This is a genomic window from Actinopolymorpha sp. NPDC004070 (assembly GCF_040610475.1).
GTDB lineage: Bacteria > Actinomycetota > Actinomycetes > Propionibacteriales > Actinopolymorphaceae > Actinopolymorpha.
Genome location: NZ_JBEXMJ010000013.1, coordinates 125,933 through 148,680, shown reverse-complemented (window position 1 = coordinate 148,680; position 22,748 = coordinate 125,933). Strand labels below are relative to the sequence as shown.

Below are 22,748 nucleotides of genomic sequence, written 5' to 3'. Positions count from 1 at the left end.
GCCGCGCCGGCGTTCCGCCGACCGAACGCCGCGCCGGCTCCCTTCGGTCCCCATCCTCGGGACCTGCCTCTCCGGACCGCCTTTCCGAGCCTCCCTTCCGGGATCCGGTCTTCAGGCGCACCGGCTCGCAGCACCTGCTGAACTTCCGCCGGCGTGGCCGCTCGTGCGCCCGCCGTGTTCGCGCATCGCGCCCCGCTCGCCGATCCGGTAACTCCCAGGCGAGATGGGTATGCTCGCGAGGTCATCGCGACGGGTGGATGAATGATGAGATAACGCTCAGTGGTCAACACTCACGGCGGAACCACCATCCGTCACCACTCGTCTATCGTCAGGTTGACTGACTGGGTGCCACCTGGCACTTGGGTATCGGCACATCACCACCCCCGGTTCCCGCCGATATCCACCCGCACCGAGAGGAGCCGGCTGGTCGATGCATGGCCGAGTCTCCGAGCCGCACCGTGAGTCCCGCCGCGACGAGCCGAGTCGCGAGGAGTCCCCGGACGCCGAGCTCACCACACCCCCGTCCCGCGACGAGGTCGTCCGCCCGGTTCCGCGCTTTCCGGTGCTGGCGGCCGTGCTGCTCGTCGGCGTCGTGGCCATCCTGCTCGACCTTGCGCGCGGGGGGCCTCTGCTCCGGCTGGACGAGGTCGTCGCCCACATCTGGAAGTTCAAGGGCCCGTACGAGTACTCCTACGCCGACAAGGTCGACCGGATCGGGCAGCGGCTCATCTGTCTGCCGTTGCTGTTCGGCGTGGCGTACTACCTCAGTCGACGCATCCGCAGCATCCGCCCGCTGGTCATCGCGGTGGGCGCCACCCTCGGGTTGAACTTCACCATCGGCGTCGTCAAGCTCGCCAGCGGCCGGGAGAGTCCGCGTACCGGCGGGCCGGCGTTGTTCAGCGGCGACAACGTGCTCTTCCCCTCGGGCCACACCGCCAACGTGATCTTCGTCTACGGGCTGATCGTGGCGCTGCTGGTGCGGTACGGCAACGTCAGCAGGCTCCGGCGGTGGCTGCTGATCGGACTGGTCGCGGCGGCCGAGGTACTGATGACGGTGATCTCGGTCTACCGGCACACGCACTGGTTCAGCGACCTGATCGCCGGGACGATGGTCGGCGGCGCGGTGCTGCAGGTGTCGTTGCTGGCCGACCTGCACTGGAACGAAGTGCGCCGATGGCTGCGCCGGCTGGCCGGCCCGACCTGGGTGGCGGTCGAGTGGACGGTCGCGTTGATCCGGCCGCGAGTCGTCCCTCCCGCGAAGGCGGTGGCGCGACGGGTGCACGCCGGCAGCACCGATCCGCGCCTGTCCGACGCCGGGCCGGATGCCCGGCCTGATGTGCGACCTGAGGCGGGCCGCGACGTGCCCAACGGGGTCCGACGCGATGTCGGCCCGCGAGCCGACGCCCGGCCGGATGTCCGGCCCGAACGCCGGGGGAGCGTGCGTTCCGACGAGCGCACCGATCCCGCCGAGGCCGGGACCTCCAGCACGTCCCGCCCCGACTAGCGTCGTCGCCAGACCGCAGGGCAGGATCTCGGGGCCGTATCTCCTGGCCATACTCGTGATCTCCTGGCCATACTCGTGGGCGGACCTCTGGGCCGACCCTGCCGTACGGGTTCGGGCTCGCCGGTGGCAGACGTCGCCGAAGGACTCCGCCGGGCCGCTCAGGTCCGGACCGGTTCCAGAGGCCGCGCGGGCCGCCTGTTACGTTCCTTTGCATGGCGAAGAGGCGGCCCCTACCGTTCGACCCCGTCCAGGAGGCGGCACGTCAGTGGGCACACCACTTCGGCGCGGACGCGGCTGTCGAGCCGATGCGGGCGGTCACCTCGCTGATGCGGGTCCAGCAGATCGTGCTCTCACGACTGGACGAGATCCTGCGGCGCTACGACCTGACCTTCGCGAGGTACGAGGCGCTGGTGCTGTTGACGTTCACCCGTACCGGCGCCCTGCCGCTGGGAAAGATGGGCGAACGCCTCCAGGTGCATCCCACCTCGGTGACCTCGATCGTCCGGCGGCTCGAGCGTGACGGGTTGGTCCGGCGTACTCCCCACCCGGAGGACGGGCGCGGGGTACTGGCCGAGGTGACCGACGAGGGGCGCGAGGTGGTCAAGCAGACCACCAAGGACCTGGTGGGGATGAGGTTCGGGTTCGACGCGCTCGACGACGACAGTTTGGCCACGGTGCACGAACTGCTCACCCAGGTACGCCGCGAGGCCGGCGACTTCCTTACCTGAGCCTCTGAGGCCGTCTCCGAGGCGGCCTCCTGCTCCGTTCACCCCGCTCCGTCAGGGCCGCTGGCCCCGTCTGAGCGGCAGGGGCGAAACCGCCCGAACCCCTTACCGGCTGCGGATAGTTGGACATCCTACTATCGTGGCAGTGGCGCCTCACGAGGGCGGCCACGTCAGTCGGGAGGACCTATGCGGGCCGAAGACATCGAGGCGGGCAGGCGCCGCTGGCAGCAGCGTTACGACGCGGCGACCGGGCGGGGCAGGTCGGATGAGGCCAAGCCGGGCGAGAGCGGCGAAACGCGCGACCGGCACGACCGGGCACGGCGTACGACACTCTCCGGAACGGAGGTGGACCCGGTCTACGGGCCGCCGCCGGACGTGGACGACCCCCGGTTCGAGCGGATCGGCTGGCCCGGTGAGTACCCCTTCACCCGCGGCCTGTATCCCACCGGCTACCGCGGTCGCACCTGGACGATCCGGCAGTTCGCCGGCTTCGGCAACGCCGAGCAGACAAACGAGCGCTACCGCATGATCCTCGCGGCCGGGGGTGGCGGGCTGTCTGTGGCGTTCGACATGCCGACGCTGATGGGCCGCGACTCCGACGACCCGCGGTCGCTCGGCGAGGTGGGCCACTGCGGCGTGGCGATCGACTCCGCCGCCGACATGGACGTGCTGTTCCAGGGCATTCCGCTGGGCGAGGTCAGCACGTCGATGACGATCTCCGGCCCGGCCATCCCGATCTTCTGCATGTACCTCGTCGCGGCCGAACGCCAGGGCGTGGACATCTCCACTCTCAACGGCACGCTGCAGACCGACATCTTCAAGGAGTACATCGCGCAGAAGGAGTGGCTGTTCGCGCCGCAACCACACCTGCGGCTGATCGGTGACCTGATGGAGTTCTGCTCCAAGGAGATCCCGGCGTACAAGCCGCTGTCGGTGTCCGGCTACCACATCCGCGAGGCAGGCTCGACCGCCGCGCAGGAGCTGGCCTACACGCTGGCGGACGGGTTCGCCTACGTGGAGCTGGGCCTGTCGCGGGGGCTGGACGTCGACGTGTTCGCACCCGGTCTGTCGTTCTTCTTCGACAGCCACCTGGACTTCTTCGAGGAGATCGCGAAGTTCCGTGCCGCCCGGCGGATCTGGGCGCGGTGGATGCGCGAGGTGTACGGCGCGAAGACCGACCGGGCGGCCTGGCTGCGGTTCCACACCCAGACCGCCGGCGTCTCGCTCACCGCGCAGCAGCCGTACAACAACGTCGTCCGGACCGCGGTGGAGGCGCTCGCGGCCGTGCTCGGCGGGACGAACTCCCTGCACACGAACGCGTTCGACGAGACGCTGGCCCTGCCGTCGGAGCAGTCCGCCGAGGTGGCGCTGCGTACCCAGCAGGTGCTGCTGGAGGAGACCGGCGTCGCCAACGTCGCCGACCCGCTGGGTGGTTCGTGGTACGTCGAGGCGCTGACCGACCGGATGGAGTCGGAGGCGGAGGAGGTGTTCGCCCGCATCAGGGAGCTGAGCGACGACGGCACCATCACCGCGGGGCTGCTGCGCGGCATCGACGACGGGTACTTCACCGGGGAGATCGCCGAGGCGGCGTTCGAGTACCAGCAGGCGCTGGAACGCGGTGAGAAGAAGATCGTCGGGGTCAACGCGCACACGAGTACCGTCAGCGGTCCGGTGAAGATTCTCCGGGTGAGCCACGAGGTCGAGGCCGAGCAGAATCGCGCGCTGGGTGAGCGGCGGCGGTCCCGTTCGCAAGCCGAGGTTGACGCCGCGCTGCGGAAGCTGGCCGAGGTCGCCCGCACCGAGCAGAACATGGTGCCGGTGATCCTGGCCGCGGCCCGGGCAGAGGCGACGCTGGGCGAGATCTGCGGCGTACTCAAGGAGGAGTGGGGCGACTACCGCGAGCCGGCGAGGTTCTGACGAGAATGGTGGCGGACTGCTTCTGGAAGGCCGGCCGCGAACGGACCGGACGGGTTTGACGGGCCACGCCTGCGTCGGTGTGATGGAGCCATGACCGATCACGGTGGTGGCACTGCGCGCGAGCCGGTGTGGTTCGGCGTCGACCTCGGCACCCAGGGCGTTCGTGTGATCGCCTCGACGGCGACCGGCTCGGTGGTGGCGAAGGCCACCGCGCCGCTGCACAGCGTCCGCGACGGCGGCCGTCACGAACAGGACCCGCAGGAGTGGTGGTCGGCGTTCGTACGCGCCGCGGGCGAAGTGGCCGGGCAGGTCACCGGTCGGCCGGTGGAGGGCCTGGCGGTGTGCAGTACGTCCGGGACGGTGTTGTTCGTCGAGGAGGTGCCGGGCGACCCGGCCCGCCCGGTGACGCCCGCGCTGATGTACGACGACGGGCGGGCCGGGGACCAGGCCGCCCGGCTGGCCGAGGACCCGGCGCCGGGATGGGCGGCGGCGGGCGCGCGGCCGCAGGCGTCGTGGGGGTTGGCGAAGGCGCTGTGGTTGCAGGCGGAGTACGACGTGCCGGAGTCCGCGCGGCTGGCCCACCAGGTCGACGTGGTGACCGCACGTCTCGCCGGATCGGCGGTTGCCACCGACTGGAGCCATGCCCTGAAGAGCGGCGTGGACCTGGTGCGCACCGACTGGCCGTACGGCGTGCTCGATCGGCACGGGTTGTCCGCCAAACGGCTCCCACCGGTGGTCGCGCCCGGCACACCGATCGGCGTGGTGGGCGCCCGGGCGGCCGACGTCACCGGCATCCCCGCGGGAACGCCGATCCTCGCCGGCCTCACCGACGGGTGTGCGGCCCAGGTCGCGTCCGGCGCGCTGGCCCCGGGTGCGTGGAACTTCGTGCTGGGCACCACGCTGGTCCTCAAGGGCACGACCACCGAGCCGGTGCACGACCCGAGCGGCGCGGTCTACTCCCACCGCGGTCCGGACGGCGGCTGGTGGCCTGGCGGTGCGTCCAGTGCGGGCGCGGGCGTGCTGGCGCGGGAGTTCCCCGACGCCGACCTCGAGGCGCTGGACGCGGCGGCGGAGGCGTTCGAGCCGGCGGCCTCGCTGGCGTATCCCCTCGTGGGCAAGGGAGAACGCTTCCCGATCAGCCGACCTGACGCGACCGGATTCCTGACCGGCGCCGCATCGGGTCCGGCGGAGCGCTACGCGGCCTACCTGCAGGGCGTGACGTTCGTGGAGCGGCTCTGCCTGGAGCACGTACAGCATCTGGGTGCGTCGGTCGGCCCCGTGGTCACCCTGACCGGCGGCGGCGCGCGAAGCTCGTACTGGCCGAGGCTGCACGCGGACGTCCTGGACCGCGAGATCGTGGTGCCGGAAGTGACCGACGGCGCGTTCGGGATGGCGGTCGTGGCAGCCTCACCGGCCCACGGCTCGCTGGCCGGCGCGGCCGCCGCAATGGTCAGCGAACGCGTGCGTCATGCGCCCCGGCGCGCGGCGGTCGAACGGTTCGGTGAGGCGTACGGCCGCTGGCTGGACGAACTCAGCGCCCGAGGCTGGGTCTGACCGGCCCGTGCCGCAGTCGTCGGGCGGCAGATGTCAAGCCTTTCTTGACGAAGCCGGAGCACAGATCGTGTGCGGCCCGGAGCAGGTCCCCACCGGCAGAAACCTGACGGCCAGACTGCCCGGCGACGTCCAGCTCGAGTACGTCGAGTGGGACGACGCGCAGTGGGAGCGTGCCGGGGGACGACCAGCCCAGTGATACGGCCCGTCGCCTGACTCGTCGCAGTTCGAAGGGCCGGTCAGCGAAGGCCCTGGTGTGCGGCCCACATCGAACCGGCACGGTCGGCAGCCTCGGCGATCAGCTTCGCCAGCTCCGGCCGGTCGGGGACGGAGAACGACACGTAGTTGCCCCGGCCGCCGGCGGTGGGGCGGCCGTAGGCCTTCGCGGCGAGGTGCCCGCTGGGGAGGAGACGAACGTTGAGGGTGGTCAGCGTGAACTCCTCACCGCGCCGGGTGTCCGTCCAGCGCAGTGCTCCGGGGACCGTGACGTTGATCGCCAGCGCACTCACCTCGATGTCGGTGTCACCGCTCATGGAGGCATGTTGGCACAGGGGCAGCGCCCCGGGTGACGCGTGAGGGTGGTTCAGTTCACGCAGAGGCAGAACGGATGTCCGGCCGGGTCGAGGAACACCCGGAAGGTCGTGCCGGGCTGGTGATCGTGCTTGGTGGCGCCGAGAGCGAGGACGGCCGTCTCGGCGGAGTCGAGGTCGTCCACGATCACGTCGAGATGCATCTGCTGGGGCACCTCCTGGGCCGGCCACACCGGCGGAGTGTAGGGATCCACCTGCTGGAACGAGATGCATTGGCCGTAGTCGGCGCGAACATCGGCCCAGTCGGCGGAGATGTCGACCTTCCAGTCCAGCAGCTTGCCGTAGAAGGTGGCGAGGGCGTCCGGGTCTGGGCAGTCGATGACGATGCTGGGAAAGCGTGCGATAGCCATGGCCTGGATGGTACGGACCGTCCCGGACGATCGGCGTCCTGATCTCGGAAGTTTCGGGGCGGCGGTCCGGCATGCCCGGTGCGGCTGTCATGGTCGTTGCACCCTCTGCTGCGGGTCCACCCATTCCGGCGGGATGTACTCGGGGTGGCCGTGTGCGCCCATGCGCACGATCCAGCCCTTGTGGTGGACGAAGGTGTGGTGGGTTTTGCACAGGAGGACTCCGTTGTCGAGGTCGGTTGGCCCGAAGTCGTCCCAGGGGTTCATGTGGTGGGCGATGCAGCGGCGTTCGGGGACTTGGCATTCGGGGAAGTGGCAGTGGCTGCCGTCGCGGACGGCGAGGGCGCGGCGTTGTGCTTCGGTGAAGAAGCGGTCGGCCATGCCGACGTCGAGGACTTCGCCGTTGCCGCCGAGGACGACGGGGATGATGTTCGCGTCGCACGCCATCCGCCGAATCGTGGCAACGGACAGCGGCTGCCCGCGGAGACCGGAGATCCGAGCTGATCCGCCACCGCCGCATTTGCTGCAGCCGTCGTGCGGGTCGATGGCAGCCTCCGGCCCCGCCGCACCCTGCTCGAATTCGGGCTCGGCGTCGTCCTGCGTCCCGGGACTCCAGTCCTCGGGTCCGGTATCGGTTTCCGGATCAGACCCGGGTCCCGTTCCAGCTTCCCTTTCGGCTTCCGGGTCGGTTTCGGCGGTGGTTGCCCCGCTGGTCTCGCGCAGGTCTGTCGTCTCGCCCCGATCAGCCGCCGGGTACGGGTTGCCGGGGTCGGCCGGCGGGGCTGTCTCGCCAGGGCCGTCCGTCGGATCCGGGTCAACGATCTCTGCGTCAACATCGGGTTGCGACGCGGCTTCCGCGGTGTCATTGGTGCTCACACCGGCGCTGTCGCTCGGCTCGGCGTTGTCGCTCGGCTCGGCCTCCCCGGAGCCATTGGTGTCGTCGGTCTGCGTGCTGGGCGTGGAGCTGGCGGGCTCGGCCTCTACGGTGTCGCTGCGGCTCGTGCCCGCCCCGGGCTCTCCCGACCGGGGCTGTCCCGGCTCAGAACTCTTGGTGCGTTTGGTGTTCTCGTCCTGGGGCTGGCCCTTGGCCTGGCGGTTGGTCTTTCGTTGGGCTTGGCGTTGGGCGTCGGGGGTCTGGCAGCCGCACGGCATGGGGCGGACGGGGTTGAGGTCGTCGATGGTGCCGTACCCGACGCCGTTCATCAGGTTGTGCAGATCGATCAGGACGGTGACGCAGTCGCGTCCCCGGCCGCGGTTGGGTGAGGCCTGGTGCTGCGCCCACTGGGTGAGGAGTTCGACGAACGCGTCGCCGCGTTTCTGGTCCAGCGGACGGTCGTCGGGGCCAGAGCCGTTGTTCTCGCGGGCGACCAGCGCTTCGACCAGCTTGCGGAGGACTTCCATCTCCAGCACCGGCAGCTTGATCACCACCGTCTCCGACCCCGGAACACCGTTCGGCACGTACTTCAGGGAACGGGAGCGTTCTGCGGCGCGTTCGGCATCGTCGAGTTCCTTGCCCAGCCGGCGTTCGCATTCCTCCGGCGCCAGGTAGTGCAGCAACGCCCGGCCCAGCAGGCGCACGTCGTCGGGGTTACGCCGCTTCGACTCCTCGAGCAGGAACTCCTCGGCCTCCACGCACTGTTCGAGGCTGACCCACTTCGGCAGGTCCTTGATCGCCCCCGCGATCACCTGCGCGTGCCGGAACGACAACTCACCCCGAGCGAAAGCCCGCGCGGTCAGGGTCACCGTCCGGTCCAGGTCCCGAGCGAGCGCGACGGTGGCGTAGGAGTCCTTCTTCCCCATCCGCTGGGAGTTGCGCAGCCAGGCCGCTGTGGTCGCCGCACCGGTGGTCTTGGCGATGTCGCAGGCCTCGGCCTGGCGAACCAAGGACAGTTTCAGCGCCGCCGCCCGGGATTCCTCGACGGTCAGTTCGCCGATCAGCTCACCGAGCTCGCGGGCCTCCAGGCAGCCGGTCGGGGTGGACAGGGCCTCGTCGAGCCCGGCGCGGAACATGGCGACCGCAGCCCTCAACCGGGCAGCGGCGCCACTGCCGCCTGCGCCGGGAAGCCCCTGCGTCGTCGAATACATGTTCGAACTCTACCGGCTGCCACCGACAGATAACCCGTTGTCCACAATGGGAACCTGAAACACGCCGATCCGCCACCTGTGGACAAAAACCTGGCACAAGGCAGGCTGTCGCCTAACCGACTACGGGGGTTGCGAAGAGGGTGCCGCCCCGATCGGGCAGTCAGGACCGGCACCAGGAACCCGGGTCCATCAACAGGCCCAGGAACAGGTCCAGGAACAGCCCAGCAACACGCCCCGGACCCGCATGCCGCCCGCATCCCGTCTCCTCGACCGACGCACCCTCGTCTATCGTCGAGTCCGTGACCCAAGATCGCCCCGCGAGTTCCGACCCTGGCCCGGTCACCGTGTTCTTCGTACGCCACGGTGAGACGCCGATGCACGCGGAGAACCGCTACGTCGGCCGCACGGACGCGCCGCTGACCGAGCGTGGCCAGGCGCAGGCAGACGACCTGGGGGAGTGGGCCGCGGCGGCGCGGCTCACAGCGGTGGCGTCCTCGACCCTTCGCCGGGCAAGAGAGACCGCCGAGCCGGCCGCCCGCAAGGCTGGGTTGACACAGCTGCTGGACGAGCGGTTGGTCGAACTCGACTTCGGTGCAGCCGAAGGGTTGTCCGCCGCCGAGATGAGGGAGCAATTTCCGCAGGAGCGGAAGGCGTTCGAGGCCGATCCGTACGCCAATCCGCTGCCGGGCGGGGAACCCCCGGCGGCAGCACTCGCCCGTGGCCGGGCCGCATTGAACGATCTCGCGGACGGCTCCCACGGTGACCGGGTGCTGGTCGTCGCCCACGGGACCTTGCTGCGCATCGTGGTCTGTGACCTGCTGGGCATCCACCCGGGTTCCTACCGCACCGCGCTGCCGGTCATCCGCAACGCCAGCGGCGCCGTTCTCCGCCGCGACCAGGCAGGGCGCTGGGGCCTGGTCGCCTGGAACCCACCCCTGGCAGCCGGTACAGACACCTGGTGACCACCGGCGGGGCCGGATCAAATCCCGTTTCCGGCACGACTGGCCGGAGACGGTCGCACCCGGTAACTGGCCGAAGGCGGTCGGTGTGGCTTGACCCGCCTGACACCGAGGTCACAAGGTGAGGCGACCCGATCACGCCGCGAGGTGATCTCGGCGTGTGCCGAACCTGCACTGGGGGCTGCCATGACCGAGCCGGCTGCGCCGTCTGAGCCGTCCACACCGTCCGCGCCATCCGGCTCAGGTGCGTCCGAACCGGCCGGCCCGACCCGCCGTGACATCCTCCGGCTCGCGGGAGTGGGAGTCGGTGCGGGTGCACTCGGCTCGGCCGGCCTGGCCGGATGTGGCTTCGGCTCGCCCGCGAACAACGGCGCCAAGGACTCCGCGGCGAAGAAGGTCTCCGGCGGCTTCGACTGGAAGAAACACAAGGGAACCACCCTGCGGCTGCTGATGAACAAGCATCCGTACACCGACGCGCTGAAGGCGCACCGCGGTGAGTTCCAGGACAAGACCGGCATCAAACTTGCCATCGACGAGTTCCCCGAGTCCAACTACTTCGACAAGGTGACCCTGGAACTGAAGTCCAGGCAGGGAAACTACGACGCTTTCATGCTGGGCGCCTACATGGTCTGGCAGTACGGCCCGCCCGGCTACCTCGAGGACCTCGGCCCCTGGATCCACAACTCCTCCGCCACCCACGCGGAGTTCGCACCCGACGACTTCTTCCCCAACCTGATCAAGGCCGGGCAGTGGAACTTCGTCAACGGCGCACCGCTGGGCGGCAAGCAGCAGTGGATGCTGCCGTGGGGTTTCGAGACCAACACCGTCTGCTATCGCAGCGACGTCTTCGCCAAGCTCGGACTCAAGCCGGCGGAGAGTTTCGACGACCTCACCGAACTCGCTCGTACGCTGAAGGCGAAGGCGCCCGGTGCGGGATTCGACGGGATGTACGGCATCGCCGTACGCGGGTCGCGGGAGTGGGCGACGATCCACCCCGGCTTCATGACGATGTACTCCCGCGAAGGCCTGAAGGACTTCAAGGTCGAGGGCAAGAAGCTCGTCCCCACCATGAACTCTCCCGATGCGGTGGACTTCACCGGCCGGTGGGCGAAGATGGTGCGGGACGCCGGGCCGTCGGGATGGACGTCGTACACGTGGTACCAAGCCTCCAGCGACCTCGGCGCGGGCAAGGCCGCGATGCTGTTCGACGCCGACACCGCGTCGTACTTCCAGAACACCGACACCCCGGCGGCGGGCAAGCTGGCCTGGCATCCCGGTCCGAAGGGCAAGGGCGGCTCGCTGGCCACCAACATGTGGATCTGGTCGCTGGCGATGAATTCCTCGTCGAAGAAGAAGCCGGCCGCCTGGTGGTTCCTGCAGTGGGCCACCTCCAAGGAACACCTGCTGTGGGCGGCCACGAAGCAACAGCACATTGACGCGGTACGTAAGTCGGTCGCCGACGACTCCGCGTACAAGGACCGGTTGAAGGCGGTGCCGGGCTTCCTGGACACGTTCCAGGCCGTCATCGACCAGACGAAGATCCAGTTCACCCCGCAGCGGAACTTCTTCGACGCCACCACCTCCTGGGCGGCCGCCCTGCAGGAGATCTACGGCGGGGCCGACGCGAAGGCGACCCTGGACAAGCTGGCCAAGGATCTCGAGCCCCGGGTCAACGGCTGATGGCCACGACCGGTGCAGCCGCCGTTCCCAGCGGGACGGTGACCCCGAGGTGGCGGCGCCGGCTGCGGCCCTACCTGCTCGCCACGCCGGCGGTGCTGTTGTGTGTCGGGATCCTGTATCCGTTCTTCGTCGGCGTGGCGTACACGGTGTACAACTTCTCCGACGCCAACCGTGAACCCAGCTTCGTGGGACTCGCCAACTTCACCGACATCCTCGGCAGCGACACGTTGTGGCACTCGGCCAGGGTGACGGTCGCGTTCGCGGTCGCGGCCACGACGGTGGAGACGGTGCTCGGCGTGGGCGTTGCGCTGCTGCTGCAGCGATCCACTCTGCTGGGACGGTTGCTGGAACGCCTGCTCATCGTGCCGTTGATGGTGGCGCCGATCATCGCCGCCATCATGTGGAAGCTGATCCTGCTCCCGGAGGTGGGCTGGGTCCGGCCGATCCTGGCCGCGGTCGGGGTGCACGGCTACCGCGGCACCGACGGCGCGGGCGCGGCGTTCTTCTGGTCGGTGGTCGTGGACGCCTGGCTGTACACGCCGTTCGTGGCGATCCTCGCGCTGGCCGGCCTGCGATCGCTGCCGAACTCGCCGTTCGAGGCCGCGGCGGTGGACGGTGCCAACTGGTGGTTGACATTTCGCCGGCTGACGTTGCCGATGCTGTGGCCGTACGTCCTGGTCGCGGTCATCTTCCGCTTCATGGACTGCCTGAAGGTCTTCGACATCATCTACGGGCTCACCGCCGGTGGTCCGGGCGACGCCACCACCACGCTGCAGATCAACGCGTACCTGGAGGCGATCACCTACGCCCGCTACAGCCGCGGCATGACGTTCATGCTGATCCTGTGGGTGGTCGTGTACGCGATCTCGTTCGTACTCGTGCGATATCTCGGCCGGGTGCAGAACCGCGCGGCCGGGATCTCGGCCGGGCCGACGGCGGGCACGCCCGACGCAGCGCCGGGTGCGCCGGCGGGAGCACCGGCGGGTGCCGTCGCAGGCTCCGGGGCGGGATGACGATGGACAGGCCCGGAAAGGCCGGTGGGATCCTCGCCGACGCCGCACTGCTGCTCTACTTCGCGTTCTCCCTCGCGCCGGTCGTCTTCATCGTCGCCCTGAGCCTGAAGTCCAACGCCGACCAGACCTCCACGTACCTGCGGTTCGCGCCCACGCTCGCCAACTACCGCACGGTGCTCGGCCTCGGTGCCGGCGACTCGCCGTACCTGCGGTTCTTCGTCGCCAGCCTGGTGTGCTCGGTCGGCGCCGTCCTGGTCTCACTGGTGATCGGGATCCCGGCGGCGTACGCGGCGGCGCGCTACCGCTTCCGGGGCAGCGAGAGCCTGCTGTTCACCCTGCTGTCCTTCCGGTTCGCCCCGGAGCTGGTCGTGATCATTCCTCTGGGTGTGCTCTACCAGCAGCTCGGCCTGTACGACAGCTACGTCGGGATGATCTGGGTGCTGCAGCTGGTCACGATGCCGCTCGTGGTGTGGATCCTGCGGTCGTTCTTCACCGACCTGCCACCGGAGCTGGAACAGGCCGCGCTGCTGGACGGCTACTCCCGGCGGCAGGCGTTCGTACGGATCGTGCTGCCGCTGGTACGCCCCGGCGTCGCGGCGGTCTGCCTGCTGGCGTTCATCTTCGCCTGGAACAACTTCATCTTCCCGTTCACGTTGACCTCCAGCCACGCCCAGACCGTGACGGTGAGCTCGCTGGCCTTCCTGGGTGGCAACCAGGTGCGCTTCAACCTGGTCGCCGCCGGCGCGGTGATGGCGGTGCTTCCGCCCCTGGTGCTCGCGTTGTTCATCCAGCGCTACCTCGTGCGTGGGTTGTCGTTCGGCGCGGTGAAGAGCTGATGGGCGGTCGGCGCGGTGAAGAGCTGATGGCAGAGCTGATGGGCGGGCAGGGCTGATGGCGGGGCTGGCGCTGGCGGGCATCCGCAAGGACTACGGCCGGCTGCGGGCGCTGGACGAGATGTCGCTGGACGTCGCCGACGGGGAGTTCTGCTGTCTGCTCGGCCCGTCCGGCGCCGGAAAGACCACCACGCTGAAGGTCGTGGCCGGCCTGGAGGAGCCTACCGCGGGCACGGTCGCCATCGGCGGCACCGACGTGACCGACGTGGAGCCGACGCACCGCAACCTCGCCATGTGCTTCGAGAGTTACGCGCTGTATCCGCAGCAGGACGTCTTCACCAACCTGGTCTCGCCGTTGCGCTCGCCGCGCCACCGACTGCCCGAGACCGCTGCCCGGCAACGGGTCGAAGAGGTGGCCGACCTGCTCGGAATCGGCCCGCTGCTGGAGCGTTCGGTCACCCAACTGTCGAACGGCCAGCGCCAGCGGGTCGCCCTCGGCCGGGTGCTGGTCCGGCCGGCCGCGGCGTACCTGCTGGACGAACCTCTGTCGCATCTGGACGCCAAACTGCGTGCCACCATGCGGGCGGAGCTGAAGGCGATCAGCCGCGACCGCGGCACGACCACGCTGTACGTCACCCACGACTACGTGGAGGCGCTGTCGCTGGCGGACCGGGTGGGCGTGCTCGACGCCGGCCGGATCCGGCAGGTGGGCACGCCTCGTGAGGTCTGGGAACGGCCGGCCGACATCGTGGTGGCGAGGTCGTTCGGCCGCCCGGCCATCAATGTCGTGGCCGGGGTGGTCGCCGACGTCTCCGGGCCGCGGTTCCTCGCCGACGACGGCGCGCTGGACCTGCCGCTGCCGGGGCCGCGGGTACGACCCGGCACCCACGTGCGGATCGGGATCCGTCCGCGCGACCTGGCCCTGCACCGCGGCGCCGGCGACGAGCCCGCGGCATCGTCGGGGACCGCCCGGCTGGAGGGCACGGTGTACGTCCTGGAACACCTCGGCCGGCAGGCCGAACTCACCGTCCGCGTGGGCGCGAACCTGCTGGCGCTGGTCGTTCCGCGTACGCAGGTCGCCGGGCTCGGCACCGACGACAGGGTGGTGGTGACGGTGGACCCGCGACGGGTGCACGTCTTCCTCGCCGACGACAGCGGCCGGCGGGTGGAGACGGCACAGGTCAGCGAGGCGGCCGGATGAGCGACCTGGTGCTGGACGGCGTACGCAAGGTGTTCGCCACTCGTGGCCGCCCGCCGGTGGAGGCGGTGGCCCACTTCGACCTGGAGGTGCGCAGCGGCGAACTCGTCGGCCTGCTCGGCCCGTCCGGGTGCGGGAAGTCGACCACGCTGCGGATGGTCGCCGGCCTGGAGGACGTCACCGGCGGCGACATCCGGGTGGGCGGCCGGTCGGTGCTCGGCCTGCGCCCGCAGCGACGGAACATCGGGGTGGCGTTCGAGAACTACGCGCTCTACCCGCCGATGTCCGTGGCCGACAACATCGCCTTCGGCCTGCGCGCACGAGGTGGCCTGTCCGCCCGGGCGTGCCGGGAACGCGTGCACGACCTGGCCGAGCGCATCGGGCTGCGCGACATCCTCGACGCCCGGCCGGTGAATCTGTCCTCGGGCCAGAAGCAGCGGGTCGCACTGGCCCGTGCCATCGCCCGCGAGCCGGACGTCCTGCTGCTGGACGAACCCCTGTCCCACCTCGACGCCGCGCAACGCGACCTGACCCGCCGCGAACTGCGCCGCCTGCAGCGCGAACTCGGCTACACGACCGTCCTGGTGACGCACGACCAGGAGGAGGCGCTCAGCCTCGCCGACCGGGTGGTGGTGATGGAGGGTGGCCGGGTCCGCCAGGTCGGTACGCCGGACGAGGTGTACGACGACCCGGCGGACCTCTTCGTCGCGGAGTTCGTGGGGGAGCCGGCGATGAACCTCCTCACCGGGCTCGCCGGCCCCGACCGGATCGTCGGGGTGCGCCCCCAGGACGTCGCGGTCGTCGCCATCGAGGACAACGCCGAGGGCGACGCCGTGGTCCACGTCGAGGGCGATGTCGTCGGTGAGGTGGTGGTCGTGGAGGATTTCTGCGAGTACGGCCTGCTGACGGTCGAACTCGCCGCGACGCGGCAGCGGCTCGTCGTCCAGACTGGACCGGGTCCGGCGCAGGTGCCCGGCCAGGCCGTGGGCCTGGCGTTCCAGCGCGACCGGACGTACACGTTCGACACGACGACAGGAGGCCGGGTCAGATGAGCAGAGCGCGGATCCTCGCCGCGGGTGACGAGTTCGTACGCACCGACCTGCTGACGCGCGCGCTGGACGCCGAGCTCGAGCGGTCCGCGAGGTCACGCCACCGGGTGTCCGTGCGTACTCTCGACCTCGGCTGGCCGACCAGGCCCTGGGGCAAGGTCGGTGAGGTCGTCGAGGCCGCCGGCAACGAGGACACGATGATCGCCGCGCTGGACGGTGTGGACGCCGCGGTCACCCATCTCGCGCCGTTCACCCGCCGGGTCTTCGAGCACGCACCCGACCTGCGGCTGGTCGTGGTCTCCCGCGGCGGCCCTGTCAACGTCAACCTGGCAGCGGCCACCCGCGCCGGCGTCGTCGTCTGTTACGCACCGGGCCGCAATGCCAACGCGGCCGCGGAGTTCACCCTCGGCCTGATGCTGTCCACCTGCCGCAACATCGCCGCCGGGCACGCCGAGCTCGCCTCCCGCACCTGGCCCGGTCACTACTTCCGCTACGAGTCGGCCGGTTTCGAGCTTCGCGACGCCACCGTCGGCCTGGTCGGCTACGGCGCGATCGGCCAGCTGGTGGCGAAGCTGGCGGCCGCGTTCGGCGCGCGGGTTCTGGCGTACGACCCGATGGCACCGGCGGAGGCGTTCGGCGCGGAGGCCGAACGCGTCGAGGACCTCGGTGACCTGCTCCCCGCCTCGCAGGTGGTGAGCCTGCACGCCCGGCTGACCGAGGACAACCACCACCTGATCGGGAAGGCGGAGCTGGCCCGGATGCCGGCCGGCTCGGTCCTGATCAACACTGCACGAGGGGGCCTGGTCGACTACGACGCCTTGTGCGACGCCCTCGACCGCGGGCACCTCGCGGCCGCCGGGATCGACGTGTTCCCGGCCGAGCCGCTGCCGGCCGACTCGCGGTTGTTCAGCACGCCGCGGCTGGTGATGGCCCCGCACATCGCCGGGTGCAGCCGGGAGGTGGCCGAACGCGCGGCGGCGATCTGCGCCGGGGAGGTACGCCGCTGGCTGGACGGCGAACCACCCGCGCACTGCGCCAACCCGGAGGTACTGTCCGGCCCCGGCGGATCGGGCGGCGGGCCGGGTGGCGGGGGTAGGTCGGCCCCGTCGGCCCGGTCGGCCCGGCGCTGAGGAGGACGGCCATGAACGGTGGCACCGCGGGCGGGCCCACGTACGTCGGGGTGGACGTCGGTACGTCGGTCATCAAGGCCGCGCTGTTCGACGCGTCCGGCGAGCAGCGGGCGCTGCGGTCCGCGCCCGCCCGGGTGGTGAACCCCCGCGAGGGCTGGTTCGAACAGGACACGGATGAGGTCCTTGCCGCGGTCGGTCAGGTCGTACGCGCCCTGGTGGACGGCGAGAGTGCGCCCGGCGAACCCCCCGCCCTGCTCGCGCTGACCGGCCAGGGTGACGGCGTGTGGCTGCTCGACGGCGAGGGCCGTGCGGTCCGCCCCGCGGTGTCGTGGCTGGACGCCCGGGCCGCCGGGATCGCCGACGGGTGGCGCGCGGACGGGACCATCGAGGCGGTGTTCCGGCGTACCGGCGGGGCGATGTTCCCCGGCTGCCCGGCACCGGTCCTGGCATGGTTCGACCGGCACGAGCCGGACGTGCTCGACCGGTCGGTCACCGCGGCGTACTGCAAGGACATGGTGATGCAGCGGCTCACCGGCGTACGCGCCACCGACACCTCCGACTCCTCGCTGCCGTTCCTGGACCCGGTGACCCGCGACTACGCACCCGACGTGCTGGACCGGTGCGGCCTCACCCACAGGGCCGGCCTGCTCGCCCCGGTCGCCGAGCCGCTGCCGACCGGCACGCTGACCGGCGAGGGCGCCGCGCTCACCGGGCTTCCGGAAGGGACGCCGGTCTCGGCCGGCCCGTTCGACCTGCCGGCGTGCGCGCTCGGGTCGGGCCTGGCCGCAACACCGGGGGACGGCCACCTGATCGTCGGTACGACCCTCGCCTGCCAGGTCGCGGTCGCCGAGCTGCGACCCGGCGGGGAGCCGGCCGGGCTGACCATCCCGCTCGGACCGGACCGCTGGCTGCGTTCGATGCCGGCCATGGTGGGCACCGCCGCGCTGGACTGGACGCTGAAGCTGGTCGGCCGTACGCACGGCGACGTCGACCCGCTGCTGGCCACCGGCGAGCCGGGTGCCCACGGTGTGCGCTGCCTGCCGTACTTCTCCCCGGCGGGCGAGCGCGCGCCGTTCGTGGAGTCCGGTGCGCGCGCCCGGCTGGACGGGCTGACGGTGCAGACCAGCACCGCGGACGTGGTGCGCGCGGTCTGCGAGGGCATCGCGTTCGCGGCCCGGCACTGCTTCGAGGCGGCCGGGCTTTCGGGCGAGGTCGCGGTGTGTGGCGGCGGGATCCGCAGCCGGGAGTGGCTGCGGCTGTTCGCCGACGCGCTCGGCCGGCCGGTCCGGGTGTCGGCCTGCCCGGAGGTCGGCGCGTACGGCGCGGTGCTGGCCGGGATCGCCGCCACCGGCCTGCCGGTGGACACTGACGCGTGGGCACGCGACCGGGCCGCCGACACCACGGTGGTCAACCCCGGTGAGGGACCCGCCAAGCGGTACGCGGAAGAGTACGAGCGTTACCGCGCGGCGGTGGACCGCGCGCGCACCGAATGGAAGGAGCGTCAGGTATGAGGTTGGCGAACGAACGCGCCGAGCTGGTCCGCTTCGCCCAGCGGCTCCGCCCGGAAGGGCTCGTAGTGGGTACGTCGGGAAACCTGAGCGTGCGCGTCGGTGACCTGGTGGCCGCCACGCCGAGCGGCCTGGACTACGACGTCCTCACCCCCGAGCTCATCTGCGTCACCGACCTCCGGGGCGAGCAACTCGAGGGCGAGCTGGACCCGACCAGCGAGATGCCGCTGCACCTGTCGGTCTACAACACCACCGACCACACCGCCGTCGTGCACACCCACGCCACCGCGGCCGCCGTGGCCTCCACGCTGGTGGACGAACTTCCGGTCGTGCACTACCTGACGGCGCTGTTCGGCGGGCCGGTCCGGGTCGCGCCGTACGCGACGTACGGCACGTCCGAGCTGGCCGCGTCGGTCACCGGCGCTCTGAAGGGGCGTACGGGCTGCCTGATGTCCAACCACGGCACGGTCACCGTCGGCGACTCGCTGGCGAAGGCGTACCAGCTCAACCAGTACCTCGAGTGGCTGTGCGAGGTGTGGCTGCGCGCGGCCACGGCAGGCGCCGCGCTCGGCACCTCCCCGCGCGAGCTGCCGGCGGACGAGCTGGACCGGGTGATCGAGAAGTTCGGCAGCTACGGCCAGGTGCCGCCGCCGGGCGCCGGTGGCGGAAGCAGCAGCGGAGGCGAGGGCGGGGCCGGACGGTGAGCGTGCACGTCAACGACCGCACCGCGCTGTCGGCCGACCGCCGGCGCGGTGACCTGGCCGGTGCCGCCGGCCGCGACTTCGACGTGGTGGTGGTCGGTGGCGGGGTGACCGGCGCCGGTGTCGCGCTGGACGCGACCGCCCGGGGCCTGTCGGTACTGCTGGTCGAGGCCGACGACCTCGCCAGCGGTACGTCCTCCCGGTCGGGCAAGGTCTTCCACGGCGGCCTGCGCTACCTCGAGCAGCTCAACTTCGCGCTGGTCCGCGAGGCGCTGCTGGAACGCGACCTGATGGTCGAGCGGCTGTGCCCGCACCTGGTCGAGTCCGAGCCGTTCCTCTTCCCGTTCACCAAACGCCGGCAGCGGCCCTACATCGGCGCCGGCGTGGCGATGTACGACCTGTTCCGGCTCACCGGCCCGCGCAGCGTCCCCGGCCACCGGCACCTGACCCGGCGGGCGGCCCTGGCCGAGATGCCGGGCCTGCGCCCTGACGGCATCACCGGGGCCGTGCAGTACCACGACGTACGCGTGGACGACGCCCGGCACACGATGACGCTGGCGCGGACCGCCGCGGGACTCGGCGCCACCGTCCTCACCCGGACCCGGGTCGTCGGCATGCTGCGCGACGGCCAGCGGGTGACCGGCGTACGCCTGCACGACCTCGAGGACGGCGGCCACGTCGACGTACTCGCCGGCGTGGTGGTCAACGCGGCCGGCGTGTGGGCGGACGAGGTGCAGTCCCTGGGCGGGTCGCCGAGCATCGCGGTCCGCCCGGCGAAGGGTGTGCACCTCGTCGTCCCGGCGGACCGGATCGAGTCGCGGACCGGGCTGATCGCGCGGACCAGCGACAGTGTGTTCATCATCCGCAAATGGTTCGACCACTGGCTGATGGGCACCACCGACACCCCGTGGGGCCACGACCGGGGACACCCGGTGGCCTCCCGCGAGGACGTCGACTACCTCCTCGGCCAGGCCAACCGCTGGCTGAAGCATCCCCTCGGCGACGCCGACGTGGTCGGTGTCTACGCCGGGCTGCGGCCGCTGCTGGCGGGGGTGCCGGTGCGCACCCGCGGCGGCTCGGACGGGTCGGCCGACCGTGCGACGACAGCGGCGCTGCGCCGCGACCACACCGTGGTCGAGCAGCCGGCCGGCCTGGTGACCGTGGTCGGCGGGAAGTACACGACGTACCGGCTGATGGCCCGCGACGCTGTGGACGCGGCAGGTCGTTCGCTGGGGCGGACGATCCCGGCGTCCAGCACCGACCGGCTTCCGTTGCTCGGCGCCACCGGCTACGTCGCGGTACGCCACCAGCGGGACCGGCTCGCCCGGGAGGCCGGGCTGGAACCCGAACAGGTCGAGCATCTGCTCGGCCGCTACGGCGCGCTCACGCCGGAGGTGCTCGACCTGCTCACCGACCGGCCCGAGCTCGCCCGGCCGCTGCCCGGCGCGTCGCAGTACCTCGCCGCCGAGATCGCCTACGCCGCCCGCAGCGAGGGCGCGCTGCACCTGATGGACGCGCTCGCCCGCCGGACCCGCGTCTTCATGGAGACCCCGGACCGCGGCGTGGCGGCCGCTCCGGAGGCGGCCAGGGTGATGGCGTCGGTCCTCGGCTGGGACGAGGACCGACGCGCCGCCGAGGTCGCGGCGTACACCATGGCCGTGGAGGCCGAGCGGCACGCCGCGACCATGCCGACGGACGCGCAGGCGGTGGAGGCCTGGCAGACCGTCGCCGGCGCCGCGGTCCCGTAGGTCCCGGGCGGACCGGATCGGCGCGGGCGGGCGCGCAGGCGCGTCCGGTCGACGTGGCCGTCCTCCCCGCCCGGCGCGGATTCCAACCCGGAGAGCCCCGACTACGACGAAAGTCGTGCCCGCGTGCCAGGCGTACCCACCATCGTCGGATCCTGCCTCGCGGACCTGGCCCGCGGCGACGGCGGTCGCCTACCGTTTGCCGGGTGAGTGAACGCGAGATCGCCGGCCCGGGCTGTGGCCGTTCGCCCCTGCCGGCGTGGCTGGCGCCCGTGGCGACCCGGTGGTTGCCGCCGGTGCGCCGGGACATCCTGCTCGCGCTCGCGTTCGTGGTGGGCGACACCCTGCTCACGCTGTCGCACGGCACGTGGTGGCCGCAGCAGCCGGGCACGGTGGCGTGGTGCCTGCTCGGGCTGCAGGTGCTCGTGGACGCCGGCCTGGTCCTGCGCCGCAGGGCGCCGCTGGCCGTGCTCGGCGCGGTGACCGCGTACACCGTCCTGGTGACCGTGCTCGTGTACGCCGGCGCCACCGGCGGGCGCCCCGGCCCGTGGACGGTGTGGGCGCCGATGGCGGCGGTGCTGGTCGCCTACCTGCCGGTGGCCTACCCGGCGGTGCGCCGGCCCGGCTGGGCGCTGGTCGGCCTGCTCACCCTCGTCTCCGCCCGCTTCTGGGACCCGTCGGCGGCGGTCATCACCATCGCCGTGCTGCGCACCACGCTCGGCCCGCTGCTCGCGTTGTACTTCGGCGCCCGGCACCGGCTGGTGTCCGTGCTCCGCGAACGCGCCGAGCGCGCCGAACGCGAGAAGTACCTGCTGGCCGCGCAGGCCCGCGCCGACGAGCGGGCCCGGATCGCCGCGGAGATGCACGACGTGGTGACCCACCGGCTGTCGCTGATGGTGCTTTCCGCCGGTGCGCTGCGGGTGCGCGCCCGGGACGAGGAGACCCGCCGGTCGGCGGAGGAGCTGCGGGCGGCCGGCTGCCAGGCCCTGGACGAGCTCCGCGACCTGGTGGGGATCCTGCGGACGGCCGAGGAGTCCGAGCGCCCGGCCGTCGGCGACCTCACCACCCTGGTGGCCGAGTCGGAGTCGGTGGGCATCCGGACCGAGCTCACCCAGGTCGGCGACCCAGGGCGGGCCTCGCCGGTGGTCGGGCGTACGGCGTACCGCGTCGTCCAGGAGGCGCTCACGAACGTCCGCAAGCACGCTCCCGGCGCCTCGGTGCGGGTGGAGGTGCGCTACGACACCGACCGGGTGCGCGTACGCGTCGCCAACACCGCGGCGGCCGGCCCGCCCGACCACGCGCTGGCCCGGTCCGGTTCGGGCAGCGGCCTGGCCGGGTTGCGGCAGCGCATCGAACTGGTCCGGGGAACACTGTCCGCGCGGCCGGGTCCCGACGGCGGGTTCGAGGTGGTCGCCGAGTTGCCGGCGTACGTACCCACGGCGGAACCGGCCGTCGAGCCGGAGCGCACTCCGGAGACTGCGACCGCACCGGCGACTACACCGAAGACCACGGAGGCGGTGCGATGATCTCGGTCCTGCTGGTCGACGACGAGCCCATGGTGTGCGCGCACCTGCGGACGATCCTGGGCGCGGCCGACGACATCGAGGTGGTGGACGAGGCGCACGACGGCGCGGCCGCGGTGGAGGCGGTGATCCGCCACCGGCCCGACGTCGTACTCATGGACCTGAGGATGCCCGGCGTCGACGGGCTGGCCGCGATCGAACGCATCAACACCCTCGCCGAGCGGCCCGCGGTGGTCGCGCTGACCACCTTCGACGCCGACCATTACGTGATGCGGGCGCTGCGCGCGGGCGCCTCGGGCTTCCTGGTGAAGTCCACGCCGCCGGAGGACCTGGTGGGCCTGGTCCGGGTTGCCGCGGACGGCCACACCGTCCTGTCCCCGGACGCGGCCCGCCGCCTGGTCGGTGCGTCCGCGGGCGCCCACGCCGCCCGGGACCGGGCCAAGGACCTGGTAGCCCGGCTGACCGAGCGCGAGGTCGAGGTGCTGACCTGCCTGGGCGAAGGCATGTCCAATGCGGGCATCGGGCGCCGGCTGCACCTGTCGGAGGCGACGGTGAAGGGGTACGTCTCGCGGATGCTGGACAAGCTGGGCTGCGAGAACCGCACCCAGGTGGGGCTGCTCGCACACGAGGCCGGCCTCACCGGCCGGAGTGCTCCGGGCGCCTGAACGCCACCCGCGCGTCCTGTCTCGG

General features: G+C 71.5%; 19 protein-coding genes. 16 read left to right on the top strand and 3 right to left on the bottom strand.

The features are described from left to right. Positions 1-430 precede the first annotated feature (430 nt). The 4 genes from ABZV93_RS23120 (at position 431) to ABZV93_RS23105 (ending at position 5,700) form a co-directional block, all read left to right on the top strand. A complete protein-coding gene (locus ABZV93_RS23120) occupies positions 431-1,504 on the top strand; it encodes a phosphatase PAP2 family protein (RefSeq protein ID WP_354939515.1) in 1,074 nt (357 codons plus the stop codon). 212 nt (positions 1,505-1,716) lie between these two features. Continuing rightward, positions 1,717-2,232 carry a MarR family transcriptional regulator gene (locus tag ABZV93_RS23115; protein ID WP_354939513.1) on the top strand — a complete coding sequence of 172 codons (516 nt, stop codon included), beginning with the start codon at positions 1,717-1,719 and terminating at the stop codon, positions 2,230-2,232. Between the two features lie 183 nt (positions 2,233-2,415). Beyond that, on the top strand, positions 2,416-4,146 hold the full coding sequence (locus ABZV93_RS23110; protein ID WP_354939511.1) for a methylmalonyl-CoA mutase family protein: 1,731 nt from the start codon (positions 2,416-2,418) through the stop codon (positions 4,144-4,146). Between the two features lie 90 nt (positions 4,147-4,236). Next, the gene (locus ABZV93_RS23105) at positions 4,237-5,700 is read left to right on the top strand and encodes an FGGY family carbohydrate kinase (protein ID WP_354939509.1); all 1,464 of its coding nucleotides are present in this window, start codon (positions 4,237-4,239) and stop codon (positions 5,698-5,700) included. Positions 5,701-5,936: 236 nt separating this feature from the next. On the opposite strand, the gene ABZV93_RS23100 is transcribed toward ABZV93_RS23105, so the two are convergent. The 3 genes from ABZV93_RS23100 to ABZV93_RS23090 all read right to left on the bottom strand — a co-directional run bounded on the left by ABZV93_RS23100 (position 5,937) and on the right by ABZV93_RS23090 (position 8,719). Further along, positions 5,937-6,230 carry a hypothetical protein gene (locus ABZV93_RS23100; protein WP_354939507.1) on the bottom strand — a complete coding sequence of 98 codons (294 nt, stop codon included), beginning with the start codon at positions 6,228-6,230 and terminating at the stop codon, positions 5,937-5,939. A gap of 50 nt (positions 6,231-6,280) precedes the next feature. Next, a complete protein-coding gene (locus tag ABZV93_RS23095; protein WP_354939505.1) occupies positions 6,281-6,637 on the bottom strand; it encodes a VOC family protein in 357 nt (118 codons plus the stop codon). An 87-nt stretch (positions 6,638-6,724) separates the two neighbouring features. Then, positions 6,725-8,719 (bottom strand): DUF222 domain-containing protein, encoded by a 1,995-nt coding sequence (locus ABZV93_RS23090; RefSeq protein WP_354939503.1) that lies wholly within the window; start codon positions 8,717-8,719, stop codon positions 6,725-6,727. Positions 8,720-9,018: 299 nt separating this feature from the next. Here ABZV93_RS23090 and ABZV93_RS23085 point away from each other — a divergent pair, with 299 nt between their 5' ends. The 12 genes from ABZV93_RS23085 to ABZV93_RS23030 all read left to right on the top strand — a co-directional run bounded on the left by ABZV93_RS23085 (position 9,019) and on the right by ABZV93_RS23030 (position 22,723). Beyond that, a complete protein-coding gene (locus ABZV93_RS23085; RefSeq protein WP_354939501.1) occupies positions 9,019-9,681 on the top strand; it encodes a histidine phosphatase family protein in 663 nt (220 codons plus the stop codon). A gap of 183 nt (positions 9,682-9,864) precedes the next feature. Then, positions 9,865-11,358, top strand: coding sequence for an extracellular solute-binding protein (locus tag ABZV93_RS23080; RefSeq protein WP_354939499.1), 1,494 nt, complete (start codon positions 9,865-9,867; stop codon positions 11,356-11,358). Continuing rightward, on the top strand, positions 11,358-12,371 hold the full coding sequence (locus ABZV93_RS23075) for a sugar ABC transporter permease (RefSeq protein ID WP_354939497.1): 1,014 nt from the start codon (positions 11,358-11,360) through the stop codon (positions 12,369-12,371). Before ABZV93_RS23080 ends, ABZV93_RS23075 begins: the two co-directional genes overlap by 1 nt. Continuing rightward, positions 12,368-13,207, top strand: coding sequence for a carbohydrate ABC transporter permease (locus tag ABZV93_RS23070; protein ID WP_354939495.1), 840 nt, complete (start codon positions 12,368-12,370; stop codon positions 13,205-13,207). The genes ABZV93_RS23075 and ABZV93_RS23070 overlap by 4 nt, the downstream gene beginning before the upstream one ends. Positions 13,208-13,262: 55 nt before the next feature. Continuing rightward, positions 13,263-14,405 carry an ABC transporter ATP-binding protein gene (locus ABZV93_RS23065; RefSeq protein WP_354939493.1) on the top strand — a complete coding sequence of 381 codons (1,143 nt, stop codon included), beginning with the start codon at positions 13,263-13,265 and terminating at the stop codon, positions 14,403-14,405. Then, positions 14,402-15,454 carry an ABC transporter ATP-binding protein gene (locus tag ABZV93_RS23060; protein ID WP_354939491.1) on the top strand — a complete coding sequence of 351 codons (1,053 nt, stop codon included), beginning with the start codon at positions 14,402-14,404 and terminating at the stop codon, positions 15,452-15,454. The genes ABZV93_RS23065 and ABZV93_RS23060 overlap by 4 nt, the downstream gene beginning before the upstream one ends. Continuing rightward, complete coding sequence (locus tag ABZV93_RS23055; RefSeq protein WP_354939489.1) at positions 15,451-16,581, top strand: 2-hydroxyacid dehydrogenase; 1,131 nt, start codon at positions 15,451-15,453, stop codon at positions 16,579-16,581. The genes ABZV93_RS23060 and ABZV93_RS23055 overlap by 4 nt, the downstream gene beginning before the upstream one ends. Positions 16,582-16,592: 11 nt before the next feature. Continuing rightward, entirely contained in the window at positions 16,593-18,092 is a 1,500-nt protein-coding gene (locus tag ABZV93_RS23050) for an FGGY-family carbohydrate kinase (RefSeq protein ID WP_354939487.1), read from the top strand. Further along, positions 18,089-18,793: a class II aldolase/adducin family protein gene (locus ABZV93_RS23045; RefSeq protein ID WP_354939485.1), complete on the top strand. Its 705-nt coding sequence runs from the start codon at positions 18,089-18,091 to the stop codon at positions 18,791-18,793. The genes ABZV93_RS23050 and ABZV93_RS23045 overlap by 4 nt, the downstream gene beginning before the upstream one ends. Then, positions 18,790-20,538 (top strand): glycerol-3-phosphate dehydrogenase/oxidase, encoded by a 1,749-nt coding sequence (locus ABZV93_RS23040; protein ID WP_354939483.1) that lies wholly within the window; start codon positions 18,790-18,792, stop codon positions 20,536-20,538. Before ABZV93_RS23045 ends, ABZV93_RS23040 begins: the two co-directional genes overlap by 4 nt. Positions 20,539-20,741: 203 nt before the next feature. Then, entirely contained in the window at positions 20,742-22,061 is a 1,320-nt protein-coding gene (locus tag ABZV93_RS23035) for a histidine kinase (protein ID WP_354939481.1), read from the top strand. Then, positions 22,058-22,723, top strand: coding sequence for a response regulator transcription factor (locus tag ABZV93_RS23030; protein WP_354939479.1), 666 nt, complete (start codon positions 22,058-22,060; stop codon positions 22,721-22,723). Before ABZV93_RS23035 ends, ABZV93_RS23030 begins: the two co-directional genes overlap by 4 nt. Positions 22,724-22,748 lie beyond the last annotated feature (25 nt).